General features: G+C 67.8%; 21 protein-coding genes. 10 read left to right on the top strand and 11 right to left on the bottom strand.

Translation table 11 applies throughout. From position 1 onward, the window contains the following. The first annotated feature begins 3 nt into the window (after window positions 1–3). The 7 genes from DM816_RS11005 (at window position 4) to DM816_RS10975 (ending at window position 7,301) form a co-directional block, all read left to right on the top strand. Window positions 4–906: a carbohydrate ABC transporter permease gene (locus DM816_RS11005; protein WP_211588639.1), complete on the top strand. Its 903-nt coding sequence runs from the start codon at window positions 4–6 to the stop codon at window positions 904–906. After that, window positions 899–1,717, top strand: a complete 819-nt coding sequence (locus tag DM816_RS11000; protein ID WP_117210059.1) for a carbohydrate ABC transporter permease — start codon at window positions 899–901, stop codon at window positions 1,715–1,717. The genes DM816_RS11005 and DM816_RS11000 overlap by 8 nt, the downstream gene beginning before the upstream one ends. 73 nt (window positions 1,718–1,790) lie before the next feature. Further along, window positions 1,791–3,059, top strand: coding sequence for an ABC transporter substrate-binding protein (locus tag DM816_RS10995; RefSeq protein WP_211588638.1), 1,269 nt, complete (start codon window positions 1,791–1,793; stop codon window positions 3,057–3,059). A gap of 2 nt (window positions 3,060–3,061) precedes the next feature. Beyond that, window positions 3,062–4,171 carry a Gfo/Idh/MocA family protein gene (locus DM816_RS10990; RefSeq protein WP_117210057.1) on the top strand — a complete coding sequence of 370 codons (1,110 nt, stop codon included), beginning with the start codon at window positions 3,062–3,064 and terminating at the stop codon, window positions 4,169–4,171. Next, complete coding sequence (locus DM816_RS10985) at window positions 4,138–5,034, top strand: DUF6807 domain-containing protein (protein WP_117210056.1); 897 nt, start codon at window positions 4,138–4,140, stop codon at window positions 5,032–5,034. Before DM816_RS10990 ends, DM816_RS10985 begins: the two co-directional genes overlap by 34 nt. 410 nt (window positions 5,035–5,444) lie before the next feature. Further along, the gene (locus DM816_RS10980; RefSeq protein ID WP_117210055.1) at window positions 5,445–6,665 is read left to right on the top strand and encodes a chymotrypsin family serine protease; all 1,221 of its coding nucleotides are present in this window, start codon (window positions 5,445–5,447) and stop codon (window positions 6,663–6,665) included. A 69-nt stretch (window positions 6,666–6,734) separates the two neighbouring features. Then, the gene (locus DM816_RS10975; RefSeq protein ID WP_162907335.1) at window positions 6,735–7,301 is read left to right on the top strand and encodes a hypothetical protein; all 567 of its coding nucleotides are present in this window, start codon (window positions 6,735–6,737) and stop codon (window positions 7,299–7,301) included. Window positions 7,302–7,335: 34 nt separating this feature from the next. On the opposite strand, the gene DM816_RS10970 is transcribed toward DM816_RS10975, so the two are convergent. From DM816_RS10970 to DM816_RS10945, 6 genes are all read right to left on the bottom strand, one after another. Continuing rightward, window positions 7,336–8,211: an NAD(P)-dependent oxidoreductase gene (locus tag DM816_RS10970; RefSeq protein ID WP_211588637.1), complete on the bottom strand. Its 876-nt coding sequence runs from the start codon at window positions 8,209–8,211 to the stop codon at window positions 7,336–7,338. Next, complete coding sequence (locus DM816_RS10965) at window positions 8,208–8,894, bottom strand: SDR family NAD(P)-dependent oxidoreductase (RefSeq protein WP_117210053.1); 687 nt, start codon at window positions 8,892–8,894, stop codon at window positions 8,208–8,210. Before DM816_RS10965 ends, DM816_RS10970 begins: the two co-directional genes overlap by 4 nt. A 9-nt stretch (window positions 8,895–8,903) precedes the next feature. Further along, window positions 8,904–9,872: an alpha-ketoacid dehydrogenase subunit beta gene (locus DM816_RS10960; RefSeq protein ID WP_246001852.1), complete on the bottom strand. Its 969-nt coding sequence runs from the start codon at window positions 9,870–9,872 to the stop codon at window positions 8,904–8,906. Beyond that, a complete protein-coding gene (locus DM816_RS10955) occupies window positions 9,869–10,819 on the bottom strand; it encodes a thiamine pyrophosphate-dependent dehydrogenase E1 component subunit alpha (protein WP_117210051.1) in 951 nt (316 codons plus the stop codon). Before DM816_RS10955 ends, DM816_RS10960 begins: the two co-directional genes overlap by 4 nt. After that, window positions 10,816–12,060 (bottom strand): M24 family metallopeptidase, encoded by a 1,245-nt coding sequence (locus DM816_RS10950; RefSeq protein ID WP_117210050.1) that lies wholly within the window; start codon window positions 12,058–12,060, stop codon window positions 10,816–10,818. Before DM816_RS10950 ends, DM816_RS10955 begins: the two co-directional genes overlap by 4 nt. 65 nt (window positions 12,061–12,125) lie before the next feature. Further along, complete coding sequence (locus DM816_RS10945; protein ID WP_162907334.1) at window positions 12,126–12,644, bottom strand: hypothetical protein; 519 nt, start codon at window positions 12,642–12,644, stop codon at window positions 12,126–12,128. 327 nt (window positions 12,645–12,971) lie between these two features. Between DM816_RS10945 and DM816_RS10940 the strand changes: the two genes are divergently transcribed. Next, window positions 12,972–13,910, top strand: a complete 939-nt coding sequence (locus DM816_RS10940; RefSeq protein WP_117210048.1) for an isopenicillin N synthase family dioxygenase — start codon at window positions 12,972–12,974, stop codon at window positions 13,908–13,910. On the opposite strand, the gene DM816_RS10935 is transcribed toward DM816_RS10940, so the two are convergent. From DM816_RS10935 to DM816_RS10920, 4 genes are read right to left on the bottom strand one after another with little or no spacing between them, the layout of a single operon-like run. Further along, window positions 13,888–14,820 carry a S1C family serine protease gene (locus DM816_RS10935; protein ID WP_117210047.1) on the bottom strand — a complete coding sequence of 311 codons (933 nt, stop codon included), beginning with the start codon at window positions 14,818–14,820 and terminating at the stop codon, window positions 13,888–13,890. The genes DM816_RS10940 and DM816_RS10935 overlap by 23 nt on opposite strands. A 13-nt stretch (window positions 14,821–14,833) precedes the next feature. After that, window positions 14,834–16,021, bottom strand: a complete 1,188-nt coding sequence (locus DM816_RS10930) for a threonine synthase (RefSeq protein ID WP_117210046.1) — start codon at window positions 16,019–16,021, stop codon at window positions 14,834–14,836. Further along, window positions 16,018–16,368, bottom strand: a complete 351-nt coding sequence (locus tag DM816_RS10925; protein WP_117210085.1) for a hotdog fold thioesterase — start codon at window positions 16,366–16,368, stop codon at window positions 16,018–16,020. Before DM816_RS10925 ends, DM816_RS10930 begins: the two co-directional genes overlap by 4 nt. 27 nt (window positions 16,369–16,395) lie before the next feature. Then, window positions 16,396–16,905 (bottom strand): hypothetical protein, encoded by a 510-nt coding sequence (locus tag DM816_RS10920; RefSeq protein WP_117210045.1) that lies wholly within the window; start codon window positions 16,903–16,905, stop codon window positions 16,396–16,398. Window positions 16,906–16,996: 91 nt separating this feature from the next. On the opposite strand from DM816_RS10920, the gene DM816_RS10915 reads away from it, so the two are divergent. Continuing rightward, entirely contained in the window at window positions 16,997–17,881 is an 885-nt protein-coding gene (locus DM816_RS10915) for a mechanosensitive ion channel family protein (protein ID WP_246001850.1), read from the top strand. A gap of 208 nt (window positions 17,882–18,089) precedes the next feature. Then, window positions 18,090–19,262 carry a monooxygenase gene (locus DM816_RS10910; RefSeq protein ID WP_117210044.1) on the top strand — a complete coding sequence of 391 codons (1,173 nt, stop codon included), beginning with the start codon at window positions 18,090–18,092 and terminating at the stop codon, window positions 19,260–19,262. A 13-nt stretch (window positions 19,263–19,275) separates the two neighbouring features. Here the strand turns inward: DM816_RS10910 and DM816_RS10905 are convergent. Beyond that, window positions 19,276–19,561 (bottom strand): DUF6401 family natural product biosynthesis protein (locus DM816_RS10905; RefSeq protein WP_246001848.1); only part of this gene is annotated, 286 nt, incomplete at its 5' end.

Genomic DNA, 19,561 nt, shown 5'->3' with positions numbered 1-19,561 from the left:
GAAATGCGACGACTCGGCAGTAGCGCCCAGAAAGGCAAGAAGGACAACAAGGCCGCGTTCTTCTTCCTGCTGCCCTGGTTCGCGGGCCTGCTGTTCATCACGGTCGGCCCGGTCGCGGCGTCTCTGGTGCTCGGCTTCACCGAGTACAACCTCATCCAGCCGCCGGAATTCAACGGCGTGGACAACTTCACCCGGATGCTGGACGACACCCGGCTGCACCACGCGCTCGGCGTGACGTTCAAGTATGTCGCGGTGTCGGTGCCGCTGCAGCTGGCCTGCGCATTGGGCCTGGCTCTGTTGTTGGACAAGGGATTGCGGGGGTTGGCGTTCTATCGTTCGGCCTTCTATCTGCCCTCACTGCTGGGATCGAGCGTCGCCATCGCCGTGTTGTGGCGGCAGATCTTCGGCGCCGAGGGTCTGATCAACCAGGTGCTGGCGTTCGCCGGGATCCAGGGCCGCGGCTGGATCTCGGATCCGGACACGGCCCTGTCCACGCTGATCGTCCTGAACGTGTGGACGTTCGGCGCGCCGATGATCATCTTCCTGGCGGGCCTGCGCCAGATACCGGAGATGTACTACGAGGCGGCGGCCACCGACGGCGCCGGGCGATGGACCCAGTTCTGGCGGATCACGCTGCCGCTGCTGTCGCCGATCATCTTCTTCAACCTGGTGCTCCAGATCATTCACGCCTTCCAGTCGTTCACGCAGGCGTTCGTGGTTTCCGGCGGCACGGGCGGTCCGTCGGACTCGACTCTCTTCTACACGCTTTATCTGTACCAGCGTGGGTTCAACAACTTCGACATGGGCTACGCCTCGGCACTCGCCTGGCTGCTGCTCGTGATCATCGCCGCGTTCACCGCCATCAACTTCTGGGCCGCCAAGCATTGGGTTTTCTACGATGACTAAACTCCTGAGGCACGTTGGCCTGCTTCTGCTCGCGCTGCTGATGCTGTATCCGGTGCTGTGGATGGTCGTCAGCTCGCTGCGGCCCAACAACGAGATCTTCCGCCGGCCGGGACTGGTGCTGGACAACCTGCAAACGCAGAACTACGGCGAGGGCTGGAACGCGTTGGCCTCACCGTTCGGGCACTACATGGTCAACTCGTCGATCGTCGTGCTCGGCTGCATCGTGGGCAACCTGGTGTCGTGTTCCATGGCCGCCTACGCGTTCGCACGGCTGGACTTCACCGGCAAGCGCCTGTGGTTCGCGATCATGCTCGGCACGATCATGCTGCCGATCCACGTGATCATTGTGCCGCAGTACATCCTGTTCTCCCAGCTGGACTGGATCAATACGTTCCTGCCGCTCATCGTGCCGAAGGTGCTGGCGACCGACGCCTTCTTCATCTTCCTGATGGTCCAGTTCATCCGCGGTCTGCCGCGCGAGCTGGACGAGGCCGCGCGCATCGACGGATGCGGCCATGCGCGCATCTTCCTGCGGATCGTGCTGCCGTTGATGATGCCAGCGCTGGCGACCACGGCCATCTTCACGTTCATCTGGACCTGGAACGACTTCTTCAGCCAGCTGATCTATCTGACCGACCCGGAGATGTACACCGTGCCGGTCGCCCTGCGCTCGTTCGTCGACTCCACCGTCGAAACCTCATGGGGGTCGATGTTCGCGATGAGCGTCGTGTCGCTGGCCCCGATCATCCTCGCGTTCCTCCTCGGACAGCGATACCTCATCAAGGGCATCGCCACCACGGGGATCAAATAACCACGCCCACCGGAAGGAACCACCCATGCGATTTGTGAAATCTCGACGCGTTGCCTGGACGACGCTGTTAGCCGTGACCCTGGGTGCTGCACTCGCGGCGTGCGGCGGCGGCGGTTCGGACGCCGGCCAGGAGCTTTCGAAGGAGCCGGTGACCCTGCGCTTCACCTGGTGGGGTTCGGACGCGCGGCATAAGCGCACCCAGCAGGTGATCGAGCTGTTCCAGAAGAAATACCCGAACATCACCGTCAAGGGTGAGTTCAAGGAGTGGAACGGCTACTGGGACAGTCTCGCGACCACGGTCGCGGCCAACGACGCGCCGGACATCATCCAGATGGACGAGCTGTACATCGCGTCCTATGCGGAACGCGGCGCCCTGCTGGACCTCGGCACCGCCAAGAAGCACCTGGAGACCAACGACTTCGACCCGGCCGCCCTGCAGACCGGCCAGATCGACGGCAAGCAGTATGCCATCCCCGTCGGGCTCTCCTCGTACTCGATGGTGGTGAACGAGGACCTGCTCAAGGAATACGGCGTCGCGATGCCCGACGACAACACGTGGACGTGGCAGGACCTCAAGGCAGCCGGCGCCCAGGTGTCCAAGGCGAGCGGCGGCAAGGTCACCGGCGTGCAGTCGTGGGGCTTCAACGACGCCGGCGGCCTGAACATTTGGGCCCGCCAGGCCGGCGCGTCCCTCTACGACGACAAGGGCAACGTGTCCATCCCGCCCAGCGTGCTGGCGAACTACTGGACCTACCTGGCCGACCTGGCCAAGGAAGGCATCGCGCCGCCGCCGTCGGTGACGATCGAGCGGGCCAGCGCGGGTCTGGACCAGTCGGGTACCGCCACCAACACGTCGGCGTTTGCCACGTGGTGGAACACGCAGCTGACCTCGTTGACCGCGGCCAGCGGGAAGAAGCTCAAGTTGCTCAAGCTGCCCGGTGAGGCTCAGGCGAAGAGTCCGGGCGCCTACTACAAGCCGTCCATGTACTGGTCGGTCTCCTCGCGCTCCAAGCACCCGGCCGAGGCGGCGTTGTTCGTGAACTACCTTGCCAACAGCGAGGAGGCGGCCAACGTGCTGTTGACCGACCGCGGTGTCCCGGCCAACAAGAAGATCCGCACGGCGATCGCCGGCCAGCTCAAGGAGACCGACAAGGCGGCGGCCGGGTACCTCGACGCGATCAAGGTCGGCCCCGCGCCCCGGGTCACGCCCAAGGGTGCCAGCGGTATCGAGGCGATCCTCAAGCGCCACACCGAGCAGGTCCTCTTTGGACGGTTGACGCCGGACGCCGCCGCGGCATCGTTCATCAAGGAGCTGCAGTCCGAGATCGACGCGGCAAAGTAGTCATGACGCAACGGAACTACCGCGCGGCGGTCGTCGGCACCGGATCGATCGCTCATGCCCATGCCCAGGCCATACGCGACTCGGGTGGGCGTGCCCACCTCGTCGCGGCGGTCGACGTGGACCTCGATCGGGCGCGCACGTTCGCCGCGACCTTCAACGTGCCACGGACCTACGGGAGCCTCGCGGAGCTGTTGCTGGAGGCAGAGGTGGACCTGGTCCACCTCTGCACTCCGCCCCGCCAACACGCGCCCCTGGCGATGGAGTGCCTCAAGGCGGGCGTCACGGCGCTCGTGGAAAAGCCCACGGCGCTCTCGGTGTCCGAAATGGACGATCTGGTCGCGGCGGAACGCGAGTCCACGGGGCATGTCGCGACCGTGTTCCAGCACCGCTTCGGATCGGCCGCCGCCCGCCTGCGCCGCATGGCGGCCGCCGGCGAGCTCGGCCGGCCGCTGATCGCGACGTGCGACACGCAGTGGTACCGGGACGACGCCTATTTCTCGGTGCCCTGGCGCGGCTCGTGGGAGACCGAGGGCGGCGGCCCGACCATGGGGCACGGCATCCACCAGTTCGATCTGCTGTTTTCGGTCCTGGGGCCGTGGCAGGAGGTGACCGCGGTGGCGGTCCGCCAAGCCCGGCCCACGCAGACCGAAGACGTGTCGATGGCCCTGGTGACGTTCGCCAACGGGGCCGTCGCCTCGATCGTCAACTCGCTCGTCTCGCCACGGCAGACCTCGGCGCTGAGGTTCGACTATGAACGCGCGACGGTCGAGGTCGAGCACCTTTACGGGTACTCGGATGAAAACTGGAGCCTGACCGCGGCCCACGGATACGACGACGTGGCGGACCTCTGGCGGCGGGGCGAGTCGGGCGTGCCCAGCGGCCACCACGCACAACTGGCGGCCGTGCTCGACGCCCTGGACGCCGGCCAGCCGCCGCCGGTCACGCTCTCGGATGCGAGGCGCACCATGGAGTTCGTCGCCGCCCTCTACGCGTCGGCGTTCCTCGGCGAGCGCATCCAAAGTGGACAAATAACGGCGGGAAACCCCTTCTACACTCGAATGGACGGAATCGGCGCCCCATGGACGCGCATCACCACCTCGACCACTCGATAACGGTCACGGCCGCGGGTGTCGAGCTTTTCACCTACGTGTACCGGCCCGACACCCCGACGCTCGAATCACCGAAGCCCTATCTGCACCCGATCCGCACCCTGGCGGGCGACGTCGTCTCGCTGTACCGGCCGCACGACCACGTGTGGCACAAGGGGATCGCCTGGTCCCTGCCGCACGTCGGCGAGCACAACTTCTGGGGCGGCCCGACATATGTGCACGGCCAGTTCTACGTGCAGCTCGACAACAACGGCAGCGCGCTGCACCGGGAGCTGACGGCGCTGTCCGCCACCGATGACCGGGCGCACCTCGCGCACCGGCTCGACTGGCGCTCTCAGACCGGCGAGCCGGTCATCGAGGAGCATCGCGCGCTGACGGCGGCCGTGTTGGACGACACCGCCTGGGTGCTCACCTTCGACACGGCCATGACGAACGTGTCCGGGTCCACTTTGGACATCGGCTCGCCCACGACCAAGGGACGGCCCAACGCGGGTTATGGCGGGCTCTTCTGGCGGGGCCCGCGATCGTTCACCGGCGGCACCGTCGAATCGCCCGAGAGGGTGGGCAGCGGCAACGACCTGCGCGGGATGCGCTCGCCCTGGCTCGCCTTCCGCGGCCGGCACGACGAGACCGGGTCGTGGTCGACGATCGTGATGGTGGACCACCCGGCCAACCCGCAGCACCCGCCGCAGTGGTTCACCCGCACCGAGGAGTTCGCCTGCGTCTGCCCGGCTCCGTTCTTCGACGAGGAGGTGCCGGTGCTACCCGACACGACCATCCGCTTCCGGTATGCGGTCGTGATCGCCGCCGGCGACCAGAGTGCCAAAGCCCTCGCCGAGCGCGGCAGCCAGGCCCTGATCGGCTGACGCGCGACCCGCCAACGCCGCGGGTGTTGCGCCGAATCCGCTGGCGAAACCCGGGTGGATCCGGCCTGCTCAACCCGGGCCAGAGCGTGACTGTCGGCTTCATCGCCTCATGGAACGGCGCCAACGCGCGCCGACCACCCGGGTCTGCACACCGCGCCGGAAGCGTTGCGGCCCCGGGTTTTGAGCCGCGGGGCCGCCGGGAATCCGTTGCCTGTCCACTGTGGAGGGTGTGACACGGATCACTCCCACGCATTGACGTGCGTCCCTGTAGATCAACCGTTGTCCCGGCGCACAACGGGACAGCGCGAACCCGGCCTTCGCCGCTAACCTCTCTCGCACAGTCGCTCTGCGGCATGAGTGGGACCTGACGCACTCCGGCACGCAGACAACTTTGACATGGGGGAAAACACATGAAAACAAAGGCGAAGCTCGCCGCGATCACCGTGGCGGCGATGACCCTGGCTATGCCCCATTCCGCGGGAGCTGCCGCCCCGATCGGCGACAGCACGACGCGGTTGTCGGTCGCCGAGCCCGTTCCCGGCGGATTCACGAGCTGGACCGAGCTCTTTGAACTCCAGGGCAGGATGAATGACGCGGCGGCAGAGATCCGCTCCATGGCCGGCCATGATGCCGCGTCGGGTTTCGGCGCGATTGTGGCCGCTCCCGAAAACCGCGAGCTGCGGGTCTATTGGCGAGGGCCGGTCCCGGGCGATATCCAGGCCGTCCTCGACAAGCGACGTGAGCAGGTTCCGATAGCCGTCGTGCAGGCCAGATTCACCCAGGCTGACCTGCTCGCCGAAGCACAACGGCTGTCCCAGTTTCCCGAGTTCGCCGAGGTGGCTCCCATCGAGGGTGCGCAGGGCCTGCGCATCAGCCGGCGGGCCGGTCACGGCGTGAGCGAACGGGCCGCCCAGGCCGTCGTGGCATCGTCGGTGGCGGTGGAGATGGGCGAGGACTGGGCTGGGCGGCAGTTCATGGCATCGCGGCAAGACGACAGCCCGGCCTACAACTCGGGAGGCCTCACCAGGCGACAAGACGGCGTGTGGCAATGCACCACGGGTTTCGGCGTGATCCATTCCGGCCGGGCCAAACTGCTCCACGCCGCACACTGTTACGCCTGGTCTGTGCCGGTCTATGACGGTGGCATGGACCTCATAGGCGGGGCATATAGCCATGTCTATTCGCGTGACATCGCCCTCATCGATGGCCCGAGCCTGGCGCGAATGTTTGATGGGCCATACAACAGCTCCGCCTACAAACTCGTGCAGAGCGCGTCGTTCAGCGAAATCGGCAATTGGCTATGCACCTCGGGTGCGGTCTCGGGGGTTCGCTGCGGCATCCAGGTGATTAACAACAATGTCTACATCAGTGGCGACGGGCCGTTTGTCGCTGCACGCAAGAATGACGGCACCAACGCCGCGGGCAGCGGTGACAGCGGAGGACCGGTGTTCGAGCTGCCGAATCCCGACAATGGCAAGGTCATCGCCAAGGGAATCCTCAGCGCCGGCATGCCCGCCTACGTCGTGCCCTGCACCGGCATGCCGGTGGCGCGGACCTGCTACAGCCGCGTTTGGTATGCCGACGTGACCCAGACGCTCGCCTATTACGGCGCCACTTTGATCACGGGATGACGTTTACACTATTCGCGCGGGTCTGCCCGGTCCATCGCGACATGGGCCGGCCCGCGCCAGGAGGTCGAAATGAGACGTGGCGTGAGCGCGGTGATGTGGGGCGCGGCCATGCTGGTTGTGCTGGCGGCCTGCGGCACGGGTCGTGGCGACGGCGCGAGCACCGGGGAGGCGACGCCGTTTCCGGCCAACCAGGGCAGGCTCAATGAGATCGCCGGAGCGGTGAGGGCCGCAGGGGAACAACGGTTTCCCGACGCGTTCGCCGGCGTGGCGGTGGATACCGATCAGGATGCGGTCCTGGTGTGGCGCAAGGCTTCGCCGGCATTCGACGGCTACCTTGCCGGGCAGCCCTGGCACTCATCGGTCAAGATGATGGATGCGCGCCATTCGAGAGCCGAGTTGCAACCCGCGTTTGATCGCCTCCGAGCCGACACTGAGGAGTGGAACGGGCGCGGGATCGTGTTGCATGAGCTGTCCATCCGGCAGGACGGCAGCTGTGTCGAGGTGGGAGCACAGGATCCGGCAAAGGCCGAAGGCGCCCTTGCGGGCCACTACCCGGGTGCTGCACTGTGTGTTGTGCAGGGGCAGGGCCGTGTCCCGCTGGGCGGGCCGCGCTCGGGAACGCCTGTGGCGGGCTGATTGCCGGACCTACCGAAAGTCGCACTGCGCCGGGCTAGTTGGGCTCGCGCAACAGTCCGGCGAGCGCGCTGAGGTCGTGCTCGCCAAGACCTGCGGCAAGGGCGCGGGCTACGACGTCACGGGTTGTGGCGAGCTGGTCCATGCGGGCGCCGACGTCGTGGGCCAGCGTGTCGATGAGGTCCAGATCCTTGGCCACGAGATCGAGCGAGAACGCGACCGGCGTGCCGTCGGGTGCGAGGAAGGCGGGCCGCTTGTATTGCACGAACGGCGCCGCGACCGCGCTTGAGGCGAACACCTCGTAGGCGAGCGCCCGGTCGACGCCCGCCCGCTCCGCGAGCACGAGCGCCTCCGACAGCGCGAGGTTGAGCGCGTGCACCACCGCGTTGACGGCCAGTTTCATGGTGGCGCCGGATCCTTGCCCGCCAACGTGAATCACCCGCTTGGCAAGTGCCCCGAACACCGGCTCCGCCCGAGCCACGGCGGCGGACGGGCCACCGGCCATCACCAGGAGCTCACCGCGCTGCACGACCGGCACGCTGCCGGAGACCGGCGTGTCGAGCAGGGTCGCGCCGCGACTTTCCACATCGGACGCCAGCCTGCGCACCGTGGACGGGTGGATGGTGCTGGTCTCCAGCACGATCGCGTGCTTTTGCAAGCCCGCGGCGAGCCCGTCGTCGCCGCGATAGGTGGCCAGCACCGCCGCGTCGTCGGCCAGCGACACGATGACGTGGCTGGCCTGTTCGGCCGCCTCCCTCGCGGTCCGGGCGGCCAGCGCACCGGTCCGGGCCGCAAGGGAGGCGGCACGGGCCGCGGTGCGGTTGTACACCGTCACCGCATGCCCGACCTCGCGGAGCCTGGCAACCATGGCCGCACCCATGTTGCCCGCTCCGACGACGGCTATCTCGGTCACCGCCAGCCGCCGTCCACCACGAGGTCCACCCCGTTGATCGAGCGATGTTCGAGCAGGAACGCGGCCGCCGACACGACCTCGTCCATGCTCGCGAGCCGGCCGGTCAGCGTGCCGGCCCGGAACGCCTCCAGCACAGCGGCGGGTTTGCCCTTCCAGAATGGACTGTCGCCGACGATGCCGGGATGGATGGAGTTGACCCGGATCGGGGCGAGCTCGACCGACAGCGTGCGCACCATGCCGATCACGCCCGCGTTGACCGTGGTCACGGTCGTGGACCCGGGATAGGGCCGCACCCGCGCCATTCCTCCAAACAGGAGGATCGAGCCGTCGGGCGACATGCGCTCCGCCAGTGCGTGCACGACTTCCGTGTACCCGATGAGTTTCAAAGTCACCAGATAGCTCGCCGCGGACAGGTCGTATTTCGCGGCGGTGTTGGCGTCCCGGTCGATCGCCGCGAGCACGAGGTGGTCCACCGGCCCGGTGACGACCGACAGCGCGTCGGCGATCCCCGACGGGTCGGCGAGGTCGAACCCGAGCCCCGTCGCGGCTCCCACCTCGGCCGCGACATCGGTGGCCCGGATGGAGTCGCGTCCGGTGATGACGACCTTCTGTCCCCGCGCGGCATAGTGCCGGGCCAGTTCCTTGCCGATCCCGGCCGTGCCGCCGACGATGATGACACTCATTGTCTTCTCCTAGTACGCAGCGAGCTGCCCAACGACGTCGATGACCCGCGCCGCGGTCGGGATCACCTGCGCCTCAAGCGAATCGGCGAAGGGCAGCGGCACGCACTCGCCCGCGACCCTGCGGATGGGAGCGTCGAGCAGTTCGAACCCCTCGTCGGCGACGATCGAGACCACGGTCGCGCCCCAACCGCCCTGATACGGGTTTTCCTCCACCACGACGAGCCGCGACGTGCGCGCGAGCGACTCCAGCACGGTGCGCATGTCCAGCGGCACGAGGCAGCGCAGGTCGATCACCTCGGCCTCGATGCCGTCCGCGGCAAGGGTTTCGGCCGCCTGCAGTGCGATCGGCACGGTCGAGGCGAGGGCCACGAGCGTGACGTCACGGCCCTGGCGCGCGATCGACGCCTGGCCCAGCGGCACGACATGCCCGGCCGGCGGGGCCGGGCCCCTGCTGGCGAACAGTCCTTTGTGTTCGAACACCACGACCGGGTCGTCGCTGCGGATCGCCGCGGCCAACAGCCCGATGACATCTGCCGGAGTGGACGGCGCGGCGATCTTCAGCCCCGGCACGGTGAACGCCCAGTTCTCCACGGCCTGCGAGTGTTGCGCGCCGAAGCCGAGCCCGCCGCCGTTGGCCGTGCGGACGACAAGCGGCACGGTCACCTGGCCCCCGGTCATGTAGCGCACCTTGGGGATCTCGTTGGCCAGGTAGTCCCAGCAGCAGGCGAGGAAGTCGGAGAACATGATCTCGGCGACCGGGCGCAGTCCGGTCATGGCCGCGCCCATCGCCGCGCCGACGATGGCCTGTTCGGAGATGGGCGTGTCCCAGACCCGGGTGGGGCCGAACTCTTTGAACAGCCCGACGGTCGTCTTGAACACGCCCTCTGCCGCGCCGATGTCCTCACCCAGGCACACGACTGTCGGGTCAAGCCGCATCTCGCGCGCGATGCCCTCGGCGACGGCTTCCCGATAGGTCATGTCCGCCACGTCGAGCTCCCATCGGCCCAGACGTCGGTGAGCGCACCCTCGGCGGGCGGCGCCGCCTTCGCCGCCTCAACCGCCTCCGCCACGACCTTTTCGGCCCGCGCGTCGGCGGCGGCCACATCCTCTTTGGACAGTTGTGCCGCGGCGATGGTGAGCGGATCTCGCGAGAGCCATTCCTCGACCTCCCAGGACGGTCGATAGGTCGCCGGATCGGTGCGGCTGTGCCCGAAGTGGCGGTACGTCTGCATCTCCAAAACCGTTGGCCCGCCGCCATCGCGTGCCCGTGCGGCCGCCTCCCGCACAGCGGACCGCACCACGAGCACGTCGTTTCCGTCCACAATGGACGCCGGCAGGTTGTAGGCGCAGGCCCGATCGGCGGCCGGATTGGCCACGGCCGTCACGGATGCGATGGGCGTGTATTCCATGTAGAGGTTGTTCTCGCACACGAACACCACGGGCAGCTTCCACACCGCCGCGAGGTTGAGCGCCTCGTGGAACGCGCCGATGTTCGTCGCGCCGTCGCCGAAGAACGCCACCGCTATCTGCTCGCTGCCGCGCAACTGAGCGGACCACGCCGCCCCGACCGCCATCGGCAGGTGCGAACCGACGATCGCATACGACCCCAGCATGTTGCCCGCGGCGTAGGTCAGGTGCATCGACCCACCCTTGCCCCCGCACAGCCCGGTCGCCTTGCTCATCAGCTCGGCCAGGCACGCCTCCGGTGTCGCGCCCCGCGCGATCGTGTGATGGTGCCCGCGATAGGTGGCGAACGTGTAATCGTCGTCGCGCAGCGCCTCGCTCGCCCCGACCGCGACCGCCTCCTGCCCGGACGCCAGGTGTGTGGTGCCCTTCACCAGCCCGGCCATGAACAGGTCGTAGGCCGCCTTCTCCGTGCGCCGGATGACGGCCATCAACTCGTACATGCGCAGTAAGTCGTTCATGAGTAGTACCTTCGCCCGGCGATCAGCAGCTTCTCGGCGGGGAACTTGGTGATGACCTCGCACCCGGTGGAGGTGACGACGACCTCCTCCTCGATGCGCGCAGCGGACCAGCCATCCGTTGCGGGCCAATAGGTTTCAAGGGCGAACACCATGCCCTCCTCCAGCACCTCGGGGTGGTCCAGCGACACGAGCCGGCTGAAGATGGGCTTCTCCCAAATGGACAGGCCCACGCCGTGGCCGTATTGCAGGGCAAACGCCGCCTCCTCGTCGGGGAAGCCGAACTCCTGCGCGGTCGGCCAGACCGACACGATGTCGGCCGTCGTGGCTCCCGGCTTGACCAGTGCTATGGCCCGGTCCATGTATTCGCGGCAGCGGACGTAGGCGTCACGCATGGCCGGTGACGCGCTGCCGACGGCGAAACATCTGTAGTAGCACGTCCGGTACCCCATATGGCTATGCAAAATATCGAAGAACGCCGGATCGCCGGGGCGGATCAGCCGGTCACTGTAGACGTGCGGGTGCGGCGAGCAGCGCTCGCCCGAGATCGCGTTGACCCCCTCCACATATTCGCTGCCGAGGTCATAGAGCACCTTGGCGACCAGGCCCACGCACTCGTTCTCCCGCACGCCCGGCCGCAGGAACGAGTACAGCTCCTCATAGGCGGCGTCGACCATCGAGCACGCCTGGGTCAGCAGTGCGATCTCGTCCTCGGTCTTGATCCGGCGGGCGTCGAGGAACACCTGCTGTCCATCCACGACGGTCAGCTCGCGCGCCTGCAGCGCGGCGAGGATCGGCATCTCGACCAGGTCCACCCCGATCGGCTCGCTCGCGAGACCGTGCTCGGCCAGCACCTCGTAAATCTTGCGGGCCACCTCGCCGGCGATCCCGGCGTCGGGGTGGAACGCGCCGCGCAGCGTGGAGATCCCGGCGCGGGCGCGCTTGGCCCCCTCCAGCCAGGGGTTGTAGAGCTGGTGGTGCCGTGCGGCGGAGCCGAAGTCCCAGATCAGCGGCTCGCCGCCGCGCGGCAGCAGGGCGAAGCGGATCAGCTTGTCCATGGCCCACGTGCCGATGTGCGTGGACGTCATGTACCGGATGTTGGAGAAGTCGAAGGTCAGCAGCGATCCGAGCTCGGAGCGCTCCAGGGATTGCTTGAGGCGGGACAGCCGTTCGTCGCGCAGCCGGTTCAGGTCGATCCGCTGCTCCCAGTCGACCGCGTTGGCGCCGAAGGTTCGAATGGCCACGGGAGCCCCTCTCGCGAAGGTGTCCAGTATTACTTAACACCTTCGCGAGGATGTGTAAAGTGACACTAAGCGCCGATCGTCACGCTCCCGACCGCCACCATCCGCGAGACACCCTCATTTGCGCAGGCGAGAACGTCCGGCGCGGGCGCCACGCCGACCGAACGCGCCGTCGAGTCCAGGTATTCGCCGGCGGTGATCGGACCGTTGGCCGTCGCCACGTAGGAACCCAGCACCCGCTCCACGACGATCACGTAGGAGAACACGCTCGACTCCACGTCGGTCGCGGTCCAGTCCCAGATCCGGGTCCCCGCGCCGCTGCCCACCAGGCGGTTGCAGCTGATGTTCGCATAGGTGCCGCTCTCAAAGTACGTCCCCGTCGCCGACTTCCCGTTGCATCCGGTGAGCTGACCGGTGGCGGTGAAGGAGACCCGCTGCGCCTCGTTCTTCAGCGGCGGGTCCCAGGTGATGACCTCCATGAGTTGGCAGAGCACCTGCTCCTCGGCGGCTTGAGCCGGGGCGGGCACGGCGAGCACGATCGCGGCCAGGGACACGCCGAAAGCCCTGGCGCTGTGGAGAATTCGCATGGCACACACTGTCGCATAGTCACACGTGAATCCCGCGATTCATCAGCCGAACGATGTGGCAAGCGGTGCGTGCGAGCCGTAGTCGGTGACCGTGCCGATGGTCAGCTCCCGTCGGCTTTCCGGCCATGACCGGTTGCCGGCTGATGTCGACCATGAAGTTATTGTCACGACACACCGTCGAACATGGACGTAAGTTCATAATCAACCGGACGGGGCGGGGACCGGTTACCGGCGGGTGGGATTGGTTGGCCGCTCATGGGGTGCCGCTCGGCGCAATCATGGGGTCGATGCGCGCCGATCTTTGCGAAGCGTTGCTCTAATCCCGGCATGAGAACCTTCCACCTGCCAACGACCGTGACCGGATCGCACGTCTCGCTCGCCCAAGAGATGATGGCCGCGTGGCAGGCCGATGGGATCTTCCAGATCGCCACCGACCCGGTGCAGGATCGCATCACCCAGGAGGCCTTCGCCGAGAGCCGCCGGTTCTTCCACCTGCCCGACGAGATCAAGGCCGCGTGCGTCAGCGACCTGAGCTACAGCGGATACGCCGCGCCCGGTGAGGAGATCACGGCGGGTGAACGGGACCGGTCGGAGATCTTCACGATCTGCAAGGACGTGTCCCTGGGCGACCCGCGCGTGGAGCAGCGATGGCCGTGCCATGGGCCGGTACCGTGGCCAAGCCTCGCATACCAGCAGAGGATGCAGGAGTTCATGGACAATCTCGGCCGCATGGGCGAGAAGCTGTTGCGCCTGACCGCCTTGGGTCTCGGGCTGGGCGAAATCGACGCGCTGACCCGGCTCACCGAGGACGGCTGGCACTACCTGCGGGCCCTGCGCTATCCGAGGCTTTCGGAGCACACGACCCGTGGCCTCGGCACGCACACCGACTACGGCCTGCTGGTGATGGTGGCGCAGGACGGGATCGGCGGGCTGCACGTCCGCAACGAAACGTGGGCCTACGTCAAACCCGAGCCCGGTGTGCTGGCCGTGTTCCCCGGTGACATGCTGCAGTTCCTGACCGATGGGCGGTTGCGGGCCACGCCGCACCGGGTAAAGCTCAACACCCGCGAGCGGTTCTCCATGGCCTACTTCCACGAGCCCAACTTCAACACCGTCGTCCGTCCCCTGCACGGCGACGGCGCCATCCACTACGGCACACACTTCACCAAGATGTTCATGCGCAGCTTCCCCGATCACCCGACGACCCGTCAGATTCGGCTGGACGTGCTGGAGGAGTTACGGTTCAGTCCAGCTCGGCGGGGGTGATGACGACATCGACGAACGCACCCCGGCGCAGCAGCGTGACCGGCAGGCGGCTGCCGATGGCCGGGCCGAGCATGAGGCGCTGCAACGCTTGCACGCTTTGCACGGCCTGACCACCGGCCGAGATGATGACGTCGCCCAGATAGACCCCCGCCGTGCCGGCCGGGCTGCCCGGCACCACCTCGACCACGCGCAAACCGTTGCGCTGCCCCAATTTCGCGGCGACCGGCGGTGGCAGCGGCACGGGCAGGCCCGCGATGCCGACCCAGGCCCGGCGCACCCGGCCGGTCGTGATCAGCTCGCTGATGATCTGCCGGGTGGTCGAGTTGATCGGCACGGCCAGCCCGAGCCCGATCCCGGCCACGGCCGTGTTGACGCCGATGACGTGCCCGTGCGAATCGGCGAGTGCGCCGCCCGAGTTGCCGGGGTTGAGCGCGGCATCGGTCTGGATGACGTCGTCGACGAGCCGGACGCGGTTGCCGTCGCGGGTCGGCAGCGACCGCCCGAGCGCCGAGATGACGCCCGCCGTGACCGAGCCGGCCAGGCCCATCGGGTTGCCGACCGCCACGACCAGCTGACCCACCTGAAGCCTGTCGGCGTCGCCGAGGGTCGCCGGGAACACTCCCGCCGAGCGCACGCGCAGCACCGCCAGGTCTGACAGCGGATCGGCGCCGACGACATCGAAGCGTGTCTCGCTTCCCTCGGCGAACGTCGCGGTGCCCGCGTCGGCCCCGGCCACCACGTGCGCACTGGTCAGCAGGAACCCGTCATCGGTGAACGTCACCGCCGAGCCGGCGCCCGCGCCGCGCCTGGTGCGCACGGCCAGCGCCGCCACGCTGGGCAGCACCTTCTTGGCCACGGTGGTGACGATGCGGCTGTAGGCGTCCAAGGCCTCGGTTTCGGGGTCGGTCATGCCAACCACAACATCAACGTGCGGCGCTCGATGCCCGCTCGGTGTGCGCCGACAGCGAAAACATTCCTGGATATTTGAGGCCCGTGCCCGTGTTGAGCACGACGACCTCGTCGTGTGGCGAGAGCCAGCCCGACGCCCGCAGCTGCCGCGCCGCGGTCAAGCATGCGGCACCCTCCGGGCACAGGAGCATTCCCTCGGTACCGGCAAAATCCTTGAGATCTTTTAAAATCTCTTCATCCGGTACGGCGAGAGCCGTCCCGCCGGTTTCGTAGAGTGCGTCGAGCATGAGCTCGTCGCCGAGCGGCGCGGGCACGTTGATGCCGAACGCGACCGTCCCTGCGTCGATCCACGGCGATGCCTTGCGCAACCCCTGGGAGAACGCCTTGACAATCGGCGCGCAGCCGGTGGACTGCACGGCGACCAGGCGGGGCAGGCGCGGCCCGATCCAGCCGAGTTGCCGCAGCTCGGTCAAAGCCTTGTGGATGCCGATCAGACCGACACCGCCGCCCGTGGGATAGACGATCACATCGGGCACGCGCCAGCCCAGTTGCTCGGCGATCTCGTACCCCATGGTCTTCTTGCCCTCAAGCCGATAGGGCTCCTTGAGCGTGGAGACGTTGAAGAACTCGTCGAGGGTCGCGAGCACCCCGGCCGCGTCGGAGATCGTGCCCTCGACGAGATGCAGGTCGGCGCCTGCGGCAACGCATTCCTCGCGGGTGATGGCCGGGGCTGCGGTGGGCATGGCGATCGTCGCCTTGATCCCGGCACGGGCGGCGTAGAGCGCCCATGCCGCGCCGGCGTTGCCGTTGGTCGGCATGGCCACGTGCTTGGCGCCCAGCTCACGGGCGCGCGACACGCCCACCGCCGCGCCTCGGGCCTTGAACGAACCGGTCGGGATCAGGCCCTCGTCCTTGATGAGCAGGCGCGGGAGTCCGATTTGGACACCATAGCGGGCGGCCGGGAGCAGGGGAGTCCAGCCCTCGCCCAGCGTCACCGGATCGCCCGCGACGGGCAGCAGTTCGCGGTAGCGCCACAGATCGGCCGGGCGCCCCGCGATGTCGTCTTTGGACACGGCCTTGCCCACCGCACCGAGGTCGTAGCGGGCCAGCAGGGGAGACCCGCAGCCGCAGAGATTTTGCAGCACATGCGGGTCGTGGGTGGTGCCGCAGCGCGGGCACTCCAGCAGTTCGAGATACGTCATGACTTCAGCAGCATGCAGGTCAAACGGGCGGTGCACACCCGATCGCCGTCATCATCGGTGATGACGATGTCGTAACTGGCGATCCTCATACCCAGGCGCAGCGGCGTCGCAACCGCCATCACCGTGCCCTCATGCACGGCCTTGTGATGAGTCGCGTTGATGTCGACGCCCACCGCGCGGGGCCTGCCGATGACCTGGCCGTGCAGCGCCGCGCCGATCGAGCCCACCGACTCGGCCAGAACGCACGAGGCGCCGCCATGCAGCAGGCCGAACGGCTGGGTGTTGCCCTCGACCGGCATCGTCGCGACAACCCGCTCACGGGTCGCCTCCTTGACCACGATGCCCATGCGTTCGAAAAGATCCACGCCCGGATCCTAACGACGGGAGGCGCTCCTTATCCAGCCGATGGAGTTCAATCCCATGGTCAGGAGCAGCGTAAACAGGCACAGACCGAACCCCTCAGCGCCGTTTACATAGTCCTTTCCGCTGGGTACGCGGTGCTGCAGTAGCGTTTGGACGGTCAGCTGATTGGTCACGACGAGCAGCGCCGCACCGCCCGCGGTCAGCGCGGCGGCCGCCCGCCTGCGCAGTGTGTCGTTCACGGTCAGGGTGAGCACGATGCCACCGGCGATCACGAGCAGCGCGAGAATCGCCAACGGCTGCGGGTCGAGCGCCTGCGACGGCCCCTCCCGCTCCTTGCTGTCCGGCTCGACGTCGGGCTCGCCGCCCACGGCCAGATCCAGCCCGGTGTAGACGGTCGTGCCGCCGGGTGCCGCCCGCCCGTACCCACCCGGCACTTCGCAAGACACGGCAATGAACGGGAACAGGAAGAACATGCCCGCGATGACGAATCCGGCCGGCCGGATGAGGGTGCGCGCCGCCACGCGCCGATCCTAGTGCCTGGGCGCATCCCGGTTCGGCGGGCGCGGGTTTGGGTACGACCTGGCTGAGCAACCTATCCTTCAGGAGGATGCCATGGACATAGGTGCCGCGCTCGCCGACATGTGGCGATCGGTACTCATCGTTGTCCCAAAGGCGCTGGCCTTCATCGCGATCCTGGTCGTCGGCTGGTTAGTCGCCGGATTCCTGCGCAAGTGGGTCAACCGACTGCTGGAACGGGTCGGCTTCGAGCGGGCTGTGCAGCGGGGTGGGGTGAGCAGGTGGCTGGCGGGCGGAAAGTATGACGCTTCGGGCATTGTGGCCGCCATCATTTACTACGCCGTCCTGCTGTTCACGCTCCAGCTGGCCTTTGGCCTGTGGGGACCCAACCCGGTGTCCGAACTCATCCAGGGCGTGATCGCCTGGCTGCCCAAGGCGCTGGTGGCGATCGTCATCGTCGTGGTCGCGGCGGCGCTCGCCTCGGCTGTGAAGGACATCGTCTCCAATGCGCTGGCCGGCCTGTCCTACGGGAAGCTGCTGGCCAACCTGGCCAGCGTGTTCATCATCGGGCTCGGCGTGATCGCCGCGCTCAACCAGGTCGGCATCGCCACGACGGTCACCATGCCGGTGCTCATCGCGGTGCTCGCCACCGTGGCCGGCATCCTCATCGTCGGTGTCGGTGGCGGACTGGTCCGGCCCATGCAGGCGCGCTGGGAGAACTGGCTCGGCCGCGCCGAGCAGGAGTCGGAGAACCTCAAGGAACACCTTGCCGCGCATGCTGCCGGCCGTCGCGACGCCGTCGCCGCCGCGCAGGCACAGGCGCGGGAGGAGGCCGCTGCGGCCGACGAAACACAGGTCATCCCCGCACAGACCGTGAAAGCCACGGCTCGGCCGGTCAGCAGCAGTTCACCGACGACGCGGATGCGCCCGGCCGACGTGCAGCAGGCGCCACCGCCACCGCCCCAAAACCGGGATCAGTAAAACCGGATCAGTAAAGAGTTTCCGCGGCCGGGCCTCCGCCCGGCCGCGGAGATGTCGCGGCGCTGATACAGGGGTTGCCCCGGATCCGGCCCTGATATTTCGTCCTTCCCCTTTTGGGGGTTTTTCGGGGGGATCAAATTGGGTGCGCAACTGCCTCTCCTGGCACGATTGTCGATGGGATGGGACGACCACAGGGGAGGAACAAAGCATGAAGCGTGCAAGGCGGCTGACGGTCGCCGCGATTGTCCTGGCCATGGCTGGGGCAGCCACCGCGTGCGGCGGCAATCCGGTCAATCCGACGGGGCAGGCGGGATCCAGCAGCCCCAGCCACAACGGCCACGGCCAGTTCGTGCCACCGTCGCCTGCGCCGTTGCGGGCCGGGGAACGATTCGTGACGCTGACGATGGCGCAGCCGTACAGCCCGTCCGCGCCCAACGGTGGCACCGACGAATACCGCTGCTTCCTGGTGGACCCGGAGCTGACCACCGGGGCATACCTGACCGGCAGCCAGTTCCTGCCGCAAAACGCGGACCTTGTGCACCACGCGATCTTCTTCCGCATCAAGCCGGAGGACGTGGCGAAGGCGCACGAGGCCGACCAGCGTGCGCCCGGTGAGGGCTGGCAGTGCTTCAGCGGCTCCGGCATCGACGGCGACGACGCTTGGGTCGCCCACTGGGCGCCGGGCGCGAATGAGGTGCTGCTCGACGCGGGCCTGGGATACGAACTGCCGCCGGGCAGCCGGCTCGTGATGCAGGTGCACTACAACCTGCTGGCGGCCAAGGGATCGGCGGGCGGCACCGACCAGTCGAGCATCAGGCTGCGGGTGGCCGAAGGCAAATCCCTGACCGCACTGGAGACCTTCCAGGTCGCGGCGCCGGTCGAGTTGCCCTGCACCGCGCAGGAGAGCGGACCGCTGTGTGACCGCAACGCGGCGGTCGAAGACGTCACCAAGCGCTTCGGCGAGGAGGTCGGCCGCATGTCCGAGCGGCTGCTCCGCTGGTGCAGCAACGAAAAACCCGTGCCGGGGGCCACGCAGCAATGCGACATCCCGATGGAAGGGGCCGCCACCATTCACGCCGTGGCCGGGCACATGCACCTGCTGGGCCGTTCGATAAAGATGGAGATTAATCCGGGTACCCCGCAGGCCAACACCATTCTGGACATCCCGGCGTACAACTTCGACGACCAGGCCATCCGCCCGCTGGCCGCGCCCGTCCAGCTGAACAAGGGCGACATCGTCCGGGTCACCTGCACCCACGATGCCGGGCTGCGCAAGCTGATCCCGCAGCTACAACCGCTGCCGCCGCGCTATGTCGTGTGGGGCGACGGGACCAGCGACGAGATGTGCCTCGGGCTGCTCATCGGCGCCCTCAAGGCATAGGGCGCCTCGCCGACTAGGTGGTGAGGTGGCCGTGCTGGTGCGCGAGCATCCCGACGGCCGCCAGGCGCAGCTCCAGCCAGGTCGCGGCGGACCAGTCGACGTCCGTCGCGGCCTGCCACGCGTGCGATCGCGCGCCCGCGACAACGCCCTTGGCGTAACCGGCCAGCGCCGCCGGGCCGAGGGCTCCCGCTCCCGCGCCGATCGCGTCACGAACCGCCGCGGCATGCTGGTCGAGCGCGGCGGTCAGCCTCGGCAGGCCGGCGCAGGCCGCGCTGGCCGAGCCGCCCAGGTGCTCCCAC

The sequence above is a fragment of the Allorhizocola rhizosphaerae genome, from assembly GCF_003426775.1.
GTDB classification, from domain to species: Bacteria; Actinomycetota; Actinomycetes; order Mycobacteriales; family Micromonosporaceae; genus Allorhizocola; species Allorhizocola rhizosphaerae.
The sequence above is the reverse complement of the archived record's forward strand: the minus strand, read 5'-3'. Positions and strand labels throughout refer to the sequence as shown.

Excerpts from the sequence above, each read along its gene's own strand:
- DM816_RS11005 (WP_211588639.1), top strand. The coding sequence starts at position 4 with ATGCGACGACTCGGCAGTAGCGCCCAGAAAGGCAAGAAGGACAACAAG.
- DM816_RS11000 (WP_117210059.1), top strand. The coding sequence starts at position 899 with ATGACTAAACTCCTGAGGCACGTTGGCCTGCTTCTGCTCGCGCTGCTG.
- DM816_RS10990 (WP_117210057.1), top strand. The coding sequence starts at position 3,062 with ATGACGCAACGGAACTACCGCGCGGCGGTCGTCGGCACCGGATCGATC.
- DM816_RS10985 (WP_117210056.1), top strand. The coding sequence starts at position 4,138 with ATGGACGCGCATCACCACCTCGACCACTCGATAACGGTCACGGCCGCG.
- DM816_RS10980 (WP_117210055.1), top strand. The coding sequence starts at position 5,445 with ATGAAAACAAAGGCGAAGCTCGCCGCGATCACCGTGGCGGCGATGACC.
- DM816_RS10975 (WP_162907335.1), top strand. The coding sequence starts at position 6,735 with ATGAGACGTGGCGTGAGCGCGGTGATGTGGGGCGCGGCCATGCTGGTT.
- DM816_RS10965 (WP_117210053.1), bottom strand. The coding sequence starts at position 8,894 with ATGAGTGTCATCATCGTCGGCGGCACGGCCGGGATCGGCAAGGAACTG.
- DM816_RS10960 (WP_246001852.1), bottom strand. The coding sequence starts at position 9,872 with ATGACCTATCGGGAAGCCGTCGCCGAGGGCATCGCGCGCGAGATGCGG.
- DM816_RS10955 (WP_117210051.1), bottom strand. The coding sequence starts at position 10,819 with ATGAACGACTTACTGCGCATGTACGAGTTGATGGCCGTCATCCGGCGC.
- DM816_RS10945 (WP_162907334.1), bottom strand. The coding sequence starts at position 12,644 with ATGCGAATTCTCCACAGCGCCAGGGCTTTCGGCGTGTCCCTGGCCGCG.
- DM816_RS10940 (WP_117210048.1), top strand. The coding sequence starts at position 12,972 with ATGAGAACCTTCCACCTGCCAACGACCGTGACCGGATCGCACGTCTCG.
- DM816_RS10935 (WP_117210047.1), bottom strand. The coding sequence starts at position 14,820 with ATGACCGACCCCGAAACCGAGGCCTTGGACGCCTACAGCCGCATCGTC.
- DM816_RS10930 (WP_117210046.1), bottom strand. The coding sequence starts at position 16,021 with ATGACGTATCTCGAACTGCTGGAGTGCCCGCGCTGCGGCACCACCCAC.
- DM816_RS10925 (WP_117210085.1), bottom strand. The coding sequence starts at position 16,368 with ATGGGCATCGTGGTCAAGGAGGCGACCCGTGAGCGGGTTGTCGCGACG.
- DM816_RS10915 (WP_246001850.1), top strand. The coding sequence starts at position 16,997 with ATGGACATAGGTGCCGCGCTCGCCGACATGTGGCGATCGGTACTCATC.
- DM816_RS10910 (WP_117210044.1), top strand. The coding sequence starts at position 18,090 with ATGAAGCGTGCAAGGCGGCTGACGGTCGCCGCGATTGTCCTGGCCATG.